We start from the raw sequence: 5,988 nt of genomic DNA on the forward strand, positions 1-5,988 counted from the left end.
ATTACCAAACACCATTAGAAGTTTTTTTGAGTTACGTAAATGGAAAGTTTTGTCTCGCTTAATTTGACAAATAATATAGTTAAAAACAAAGACCCAAAACCTTAAAAAGTTCCAGGCCTTTATTAAACTATGTGGTATTTCTGAGTTTATTTCATAAAAAGAGAACTATTTGTCATTTAACTACCGTTCCAAAGAGCGTCTACTCTATCAAATAAACAGTATTATTCCACAATTATTGTCGTACTGAACTTAGGGCCATCAAAGCCTAATTGGAACTTTACTTTGTAAGAACCAATTTCATTTGAATTTACATTATCTTCTATTACTTTAACGGCTTCTGTTACATCTATCCCATCTGGATTAGTTGCTGTGATATTACAAATCTCTTTAGCAGACAAGTTGTTCCATTCTGTTCCTTGCTCGATGCTAACTTCATTCAATCCATTGATTGTACTATTTTTTGCAGTAATATTCAGTCTACCAATTTGGGCTAAGCCTAATTCTGGAACTTCAAACTTAATCACTGCTTGAATTGAATTAATTGTATCTATATCAGCATTAATAGTAACCTGTACTTGATTTGTAACATCATTCCCAAAATCATCTATAGCTTTCACTTGAAAAGTATCAATGGCTATGACACTATCCCATGCGGAACCAATATCAATGGTTGCTGTTTCTTTTCCTAGCGTAAGTTTACGTAATCGAGGTACGGTCACTGTAACTGAGATTTGATCTGTTAAATCAGGTGATGCAAATACTACTTCGTAATCGCCAAAGTTAGATGTATCCACTTCGTTTTTTAGAACAACCACTTGATCCGTCAAATCATTTCCTGACTGGTCAATCCAGTGAACGTGACACATCTCTTTAGCAATTTCATCTGACCATTCACTATTTAATCTTAATGTGATATTAGATGCAGTAAGTTTACCCGTTACTTGTCGTACGACATTATTCGTATTTAGTCTTCCCCCTGTAAGACATAAATCAGATAGTTCATAAAATGAATCAACACTATTTAAAATGATTTTTTTTAATTCATCAGTAGATAGATCAGGATCTAGTGACAACGCTAATGCAGCACTACCAGTGACATGAGGTGTTGCCATCGAGGTACCTGACATATACGTGTATTTACTTCCTAGAAATGTACTAAAAACACGAAACCCTCTAGCGAATAAATCAACACCTGTTTTACTATAATTTGAATCAGAACTTCGTTCATAACCACTAGAATTTCCTACAGTAATAATATTAGGTATATCCAAAGAAGCTGGGTAAAAAGGTTTATCAGTCATATCTATCCCATTATTTCCAGCTGCTGCTACGAATAATCCAGGATAGTTTTTAATTGCTTCTTCTGTACTGCTATAAACAACACTACCTATACTAAAATTGATAATTGGAAACCCTTTTTGGGATGCATAATTAATAGCTTCAGTTAAGATTGCCAAACTGGTACCTCCACTACTACCAAATACACGTATAGGTACCATCGTAACATCCCAATTTATTCCAGCAACACCTAATTCGTTGTTTGTTTGAGCACCAATAATCCCGGCAATATGTGTCCATGTCCCATAGTATCCATAGGATCTGTATCATCGTCAAAAAAATCGTATCTCAAACTTTCATCTACATTTCCAGAAAGATCTTCATGTTGATAATCAATTCCTGAATCAATGACCGCTACCTTCACATCCTTAGAACCCTTGGTTTCTTCCCAAGCGGATGGCATGCTAATCTCTCTTAAATTAGCTTGTTTACTCCAATTAGGATCGTTAAGAATAATTGATCGATTTCCTAAAGAATCAGTTGTATTTGGCTCCTCAACATCATTCAACGGCTCTAGTTCAGCCACATAGTTTGGCTCTGCATAATTGACCATATCAGAAGCATTAAATGTTTTTACTGCCTCTTCCACACTAATTTCTTCGTTCAATTTCACTAATAATACTTGATCTCGCTTATTATAATCGCTTTCATTTGTCCTAAGAGTCAAATCTTTTTCCACCATAACTTTTACACCCAATAAATTTTGCGGTTTATTTTTCTCTGTTGAAATTCTTTGTGTAGCCTTTAAACTGACAATTAGCTCATTGGGTACATACTCTATTTGAGAGTCATCTAATTGGCTCATAATCCTTTCTTTTTGGTTAGTATCTGCAGTTACTTGTTTAGTGTGAGCCATGAACCCAAACATACTCACCCCAACAACCAATCCTAAATATATTTTCTTTTTAAACTTTTTCACCTACATCTCCTCCTAATAGTTTTATTTTAGAGTTAGCTCTATTACTTATTTACTAACTCAACAACAGATTATCATACACTTGTTAATGAAATCACAATATCTCATTAAAACACACCCTAAAATCATAACCGTTCCTATGCTCATTTTTTGGATTTTTTAATCACGTAACCAGAAAAATAAATCCCCTCTATTTCACGCAAATCAAAGAAGAACTAAGTAACTACCGTTTAAAGGTAGTTACTTAGTTCTTCTTTGATTATTATCTAACTTTATTATTCATTCCCCACCCTTTGCGCAGTGAGTCTTCGGTATCTTGTTTTATCTGACTGGTAGTTCTTATTATTTCTCCATGATCATCTAATTCTGGAACAATTGGATATTTTTCTCTGAACAAGTCTAGTTCTTTCACCACGTCATTAAACAAATCTTGCTTATCTTCTTGCGTAAGATTCTGTTTAATATACTCATCTAAAGCTTTTCTAAGCAATTCATCTCTTGTCATATTAGTCTCATACTTTTCTACTAAAACTCTGGAAGTCGCATTTAACAAAGTCGACAGTTTTAAAGGATGCTTGGTGGAATAAACCTTATCAAACTTTCTGATTGGTGCGCCAACTTTTTTTGTTCTTCCTCTACTCTGTCTTTCAACATTGGAGGAAGTTTTTATTTCTTGAACTTGGTGCACTTCTAATTGCTTATTTTCAGATGGTGTAATTGCTTGCTGCTTTTTCTTTGCTTCTGCTTCTTTTTTTATTTTGGCGAGTCCTTTGTTGTTCCCAAAAATATCAAGTCCTTTGATGTCAGCCAATTACTCCACCTCCGCATACCAATTCTCGTGTTCTTCCAATTCTTTCAAAATACTGATAAATAATTCGTGGCTTTTGCGATCCCATTGTTTTAAGAGACCTTTCTTTGTCTTCTCCATCGTAATACCTGATCCGTCGTATCGTTTTAAGCGTGCATTTTTGAGTACAACATTTTTAATCAAATGTTCCCCATAAATCTCTTGGGCTTGTTTATACATTTCCTGATCTACTGCGTCACCGCTTTCCAACATGAAAGGAATAACACCAGCAACATATAAATTTGTATCAAATTCTTTCACAAAAAAGTCCATATACTCAAGATATTGCATCGCATTTCTCATCGATTTTACTTGGGTCTGTAAGACGACGATTGCCCAGTCCGCAATGTACATCGCGGATTTACTATATACAGAAATAGAAGGTGGGACATCTAAATAGATGACGTCAAACTCATCAAATAATGGTTCTAGCTTTTCTTTCATATATTTGAATTGGGATAATGAATCATTATATTGGTCTTTGATCCAATCATCATACATTTCAAAGGACATGTCTGCTGGAAGTATATAGAGGTTATTGATTACTTTATAGACAGCCTCTTTAGGTGGAAGATTGTTTATCAACACGTCAGTCACAGTATTTTCGTAAACAATCGGTTCACCTTCTCCGCCTCCTTCTTCGTTAGTGAAGTTCATATGCGTTAAGTTCATCACATCAGAAGTATTTCCTTGCATATCCAAGTCAATTATCAAGGTTCTTTTTCCTTCATTAACTGCTGATTCAAACCCTAACATTTGCGCGCACGTACTTTTACCTACGCCACCTTTAAAATTACCGATTACATATTTCTTCGCTACCACGTTCCTACCTCTTTTCTTTTAGCAATATTCATTTGATACTATTATAACATATTTATTTTTAGTTACTACCAAAAAAAAGATATATATGTACTACCTTATAATTAATAAGGAAAAGCTGAAATATATTGATTTATAGCTTTCCTCAAAGTAATGACGTTATTTAATTTATCGAGAAGCAGAGAATACTCGCGACTTTAGTCATGTAGACGAATCAGATCTTCGATAAAAAAGAAGCCGTCCTTCTTAAGAACGACAACAAATCACTAGATTAATTTTTTCAACTGTTCATAAAAGTTTTCATGCGTTCCACATAACAATACTGGAATAACCTTGTTTTCTATAATCTCGTAAGCTACTCTATATGTTGTGCCCGCATATTTGAACCCACTAGACCAAATACCTGATAAATCCCCAGTTTTTTGTTCACCCTTATATGGATCAATCGCAATTTCATCATAAATTAAATTCAAAAATTTTTCTTTCAATGGCTTCTCTTTTAGCTTTTTTAAATACTTAATGACATGTTTTGAAGGAACGATTTCATAAGCCAATTTCTGTTGCCAACTCCTCTTTAGTCATTACTTTAGAATTAGTAAGTGTATCTTCAGCAATATCTCTAAAGGAAGAATGCATTTTGTTTTTTCTATTCTTAAATTCTACAAGAATCTCATCTTTATCGTAGCCTTCTGCAATTATATCAGACAAAATATCTTCGCTAAAATCATAAAATTCTTTTTGTGGTTCAACAAATTCATAAAGAATACCATTCTCTACCAACTTTGCTTCAACTTCGACTCCATTAGGAACATTAAAATCTTTAGGTACTGTCAACATGATTGAATTGCCTTGTTTTCTTGTTTTTGTAATCATTTAAATCCCTCATTTCTAACAGTATGTAATTACTTAGTAAATACATTATACCACGAGATAATGTATTTACAAGTAATTACTGTGACTCGTAATGCGTCCTTGCTGAATAAATTTCAACCACGTGTTCATCTTCATCTACCTTATAAACAACCCGGTGTTGTCTATTCAATCTTCTAGAATACCTACCTTCATGTGTAGGTTTTAACTTCTCAAATGATTGGGTAGGGAGATAGGGATCTTCCTTTAAAGTCTGAATAACCTTCTCAAATTGAGGTTTCAAATTAGACTGTTTGATTTTCTTTAAATCAGCTTTAGCCGAGTTTTTAATCATCACAGAATAGTTATTCATTATAAGTTATCCCAATCAATTTCATCAACATTAGTAAATCCACTATCATCTTTTTCTCGCTTACGAACAACACCCAAAGTGCCTATTTGCTCAAGTAATAGCGTTTCTTTGATTGCTTTCCAATCATCCAAACCAATAAGCACCGCATTATTTTCACTGCGCTCACTAATGATTTCAATTTCCGTATGATTCTCATTTACATCTTTCAACAACTTATAAAAATTTTTCCGTGCTGAGCTAGGATTTAAGACAGTTTTTGCCATATCTACTCCCCCTCTAATTTATATCTCCATTCTAACGTACTTAATTAAGTACGTAAATTCGATTGTTTTGTTTAAATTGGAGTACCAAAACAGCATTGTAAAGTGTTATCCGTTTCCTTTATTTTTATTAACAAGTTTTATCACAGGCTTCATATATTTGATTATATCTTCATCTTCTACATAGATATCTGTTATCATTACGACATCTGTACTATTTCGATTGAGTACTTTCACTTGATCTCCAGCATTGATTTTCCCTCTAAATCTTTTAGGAATGAACCAACTATACATATGATTAGCATCACCAAAATGTGCTTTTATCGCATTCTCAGGATATAACTTATTCAATAGTTCATTCTTTTGAATTTTCAAAACTTCAAATCTATACTTATCATCTTCTGCTAATCTAAATAAATCTTCTAAACGCATGTTTTCTAACTGTAAGTTTTGAAAATCTTCCGGTATAAATTTTCTATATTTCATTAATAATGAACGCCCGGCCCGAGTGGTGTTAGTATCAAATCTTAGACAGCTTTTCGTAGAGACAAGAATAAATTAAACTTATCTACGAGAGGATGAATTT

Annotated in this window: 6 protein-coding genes and 3 pseudogenes; all 9 read right to left on the reverse strand. The window is 33.4% G+C overall.

Going from position 1 to position 5,988, the window contains the following annotated elements; all coding sequences use genetic code 11:
• Window positions 1-221 precede the first annotated feature (221 nt).
• Window positions 222-1,891: pseudogene (locus FGQ66_RS14605) on the reverse strand (S8 family serine peptidase).
• Between the two features lie 36 nt (window positions 1,892-1,927).
• Window positions 1,928-2,206: pseudogene (locus FGQ66_RS15890) on the reverse strand (thermophilic serine proteinase); the annotation flags it as partial.
• A 310-nt stretch (window positions 2,207-2,516) separates the two neighbouring features.
• Window positions 2,517-3,065, reverse strand: a complete 549-nt coding sequence (locus tag FGQ66_RS14615) for a hypothetical protein (protein ID WP_002335394.1) — start codon at window positions 3,063-3,065, stop codon at window positions 2,517-2,519.
• Window positions 3,066-3,923, reverse strand: coding sequence for a ParA family protein (locus FGQ66_RS14620; protein WP_002292680.1), 858 nt, complete (start codon window positions 3,921-3,923; stop codon window positions 3,066-3,068).
• Window positions 3,924-4,186: 263 nt separating this feature from the next.
• Window positions 4,187-4,474 carry a type II toxin-antitoxin system RelE/ParE family toxin gene (locus tag FGQ66_RS14625; protein WP_002300557.1) on the reverse strand — a complete coding sequence of 96 codons (288 nt, stop codon included), beginning with the start codon at window positions 4,472-4,474 and terminating at the stop codon, window positions 4,187-4,189.
• Window positions 4,464-4,793 carry an AbrB/MazE/SpoVT family DNA-binding domain-containing protein gene (locus FGQ66_RS14630; protein WP_002292678.1) on the reverse strand — a complete coding sequence of 110 codons (330 nt, stop codon included), beginning with the start codon at window positions 4,791-4,793 and terminating at the stop codon, window positions 4,464-4,466. The genes FGQ66_RS14625 and FGQ66_RS14630 overlap by 11 nt, the downstream gene beginning before the upstream one ends.
• 76 nt (window positions 4,794-4,869) lie before the next feature.
• Entirely contained in the window at window positions 4,870-5,142 is a 273-nt protein-coding gene (locus FGQ66_RS14635) for a Txe/YoeB family addiction module toxin (protein WP_002314366.1), read from the reverse strand.
• A complete protein-coding gene (locus tag FGQ66_RS14640; RefSeq protein WP_002297422.1) occupies window positions 5,142-5,405 on the reverse strand; it encodes a type II toxin-antitoxin system Phd/YefM family antitoxin in 264 nt (87 codons plus the stop codon). The genes FGQ66_RS14635 and FGQ66_RS14640 overlap by 1 nt, the downstream gene beginning before the upstream one ends.
• Window positions 5,406-5,510: 105 nt before the next feature.
• Window positions 5,511-5,912 (reverse strand): annotated as a pseudogene (locus FGQ66_RS14645) (DUF5839 family protein); the annotation flags it as partial.
• Window positions 5,913-5,988 lie beyond the last annotated feature (76 nt).

The sequence above is a fragment of the Enterococcus sp. BSD2780061688st2 D3 genome, from assembly GCF_005844145.1.
Lineage (GTDB): Bacteria > Bacillota > Bacilli > Lactobacillales > Enterococcaceae > Enterococcus_B > Enterococcus_B durans.

Excerpts from the sequence above, each read along its gene's own strand:
- FGQ66_RS14635 (WP_002314366.1), bottom strand. The coding sequence starts at position 5,142 with ATGAATAACTATTCTGTGATGATTAAAAACTCGGCTAAAGCTGATTTA.
- FGQ66_RS14640 (WP_002297422.1), bottom strand. The coding sequence starts at position 5,405 with ATGGCAAAAACTGTCTTAAATCCTAGCTCAGCACGGAAAAATTTTTAT.
- FGQ66_RS14630 (WP_002292678.1), bottom strand. The coding sequence starts at position 4,793 with ATGATTACAAAAACAAGAAAACAAGGCAATTCAATCATGTTGACAGTA.